This window comes from Methanomassiliicoccales archaeon, assembly GCA_029907465.1.
In the GTDB taxonomy this organism is placed as follows: Archaea; Thermoplasmatota; Thermoplasmata; order Methanomassiliicoccales; family JACIVX01; genus JACIVX01.
In genome coordinates, this window is record JARYLV010000039.1 from 1 (window position 1) to 2,013 (window position 2,013).

Below are 2,013 nucleotides of genomic sequence, written 5' to 3' on the forward strand. Positions count from 1 at the left end.
CCTGTGTCTCTTTTTGAAACCATGCTGCCAAGGCACCTGGAGATAATCTATGAAATCAATCGGCGCTTCCTCGATGAGGTGCGGCTTCGTTACCCGGCAGATGAAGATCGCGTGCGGCGCATGTCTATCATAGACGAGACAGGTGGGCGCCACGTGCGCATGGCCCACCTTGCCTGTGTTGGGAGCCACGCGGTCAATGGCGTTGCCGAGCTTCACAGCGAACTCGTCAGAAGCCTTGTCATGCATGACTTCTTTGAACTGTGGCCAGAAAAGTTCACCAATGTCACAAACGGCGTGACGCCCAGGCGCTGGATGGTCCTCTCAAATCCCGACATAACAGGACTCATTTCCGGTAAGATTGGCGACGGGTGGATCACAAACCTTTACCTGTTAAAAGAACTCGAGAAGTTCGTTGATGACAAAAGCTTCCTGGAGGATTGGAGGGTCATTAAGCGAAAATGCAAGGAACGGCTTGCCCTCGCAATGAAGGTGCGCACCGGCATCTCTGTTGATCCCGAGTCACTTTTTGACGTTCAGGTGAAGAGAATCCATGAATACAAGCGTCAGCACCTGAACATTATGCACATCATAACCCTCTATCAACGGATCAAGATGAACCCATCCGCTGATATCCTGCCCCGGACTGTTATTTTTGGCGGCAAGGCCGCCCCCGGTTACTACATGGCAAAGCTCATCATTAAGCTTATCAATTCGGTCGCCGATGTGGTGAACAACGATCCGGATGTGAGGGACAGGCTAAAAGTTGTCTTCTTCCCCGATTTTAATGTGAAAAACGGTCAGCTCATGTATCCAGCCGCAGATCTTTCTGAACAGATTTCAACCGCTGGAAAGGAGGCCTCTGGAACAGGTAACATGAAATTCGCCATGAACGGCGCAGTCACCATTGGCACTCTCGACGGGGCAAACGTGGAGATCCGTGAAGAAGTAGGGCCGGAGAATTTCTTTCTTTTTGGCCTCACAACAGATGAGGTTCAAAAGCTGAAGTCAAGCGGATACCGGCCACGGGATTTCTATGAGTCGGACCATGATCTCCGTGAAACAATCGATATTATAAGTTCAGGGCTTTTCTCCAGAGGTGATCGGAACCTCTTTCTCCCGCTTGTCAACTCACTGCTCGACCACGATGACTTCATGCTTCTCGCTGACTACAGGGCCTATGTGGATTGTCAGGACAAGGTATCGGATGCATACCGCAATAGCGCAGCATGGACCCGCATGTCTGTACTCAATGTGGCCCGTATCGGAAAATTCTCCTCTGACCGGTCAATCCGGGAATACTGCGAAAGGATCTGGAACGCTAAGCCCGTGCCCGTCGATTTGTCCGGCGAGTCCCTCGATGACCTCCTCGAAACAGAGCTCCAGGCCATGACCCTCGTCAAAACCAGTGGTCTTGTGTGAATATGAAAATTCTCACAACGCGCAGAATGGACAGGTAAGTTGATGGAATATGGGTTTACCAGAGAAATTCAAACCGGATATGGCAACCACGCTCAAGTGCCTTGGGAATGTGACAACCGCAAAGGGCTCCATTGGCCTATACTATTCGGAAGCATTGAAGGTACAGCGAACAGCATTCGCAATCTGAACATTTCTTCCTGTTAAAGAGCATCGCACCAATCTTTGTTGTAATATGCAGCTGCGAGAAGGCAAAAATGTCCGAACGATTTTCTTAAAAAATGACACCGAAAACAGCTTGACATCAATTTCGCAATCGGTAAATATACAACAACAAGTACTAACGACTGGTAGAAAAAGGACGCCAGGCTGAAGATGGTGCGCTACGATATTGTATTTATCGGTCAGATGGGTATGGGTAGAATTGTTCCTTTCGAGGGATCCCCTTTCGTTGAATTGGGCAGTCCGGTACTGTTTGCTGCGATAGCAGCCTCCTGTTTGGAAAAAAGGATTGCCGCGGTGACGACAATTTCCGAGAGCGAAGAATACCTTCTGGAACCACTAAGGACCGCCGGTATTGATCTTTTCGTGAAACCC

At 49.5% G+C, this 2,013-nt stretch carries 2 protein-coding genes; both read left to right on the forward strand.

Going from position 1 to position 2,013, the window contains the following annotated elements; all coding sequences use genetic code 11:
• The first annotated feature begins 3 nt into the window (after positions 1 to 3).
• Entirely contained in the window at positions 4 to 1,419 is a 1,416-nt protein-coding gene (glgP, locus tag QHH00_08455; GenBank protein MDH7509401.1) for a glycogen/starch/alpha-glucan family phosphorylase, read from the forward strand.
• Between the two features lie 372 nt (positions 1,420 to 1,791).
• On the forward strand, positions 1,792 to 2,013 hold a 222-nt coding region (locus tag QHH00_08460; GenBank protein MDH7509402.1), incomplete at its 3' end, for a hypothetical protein.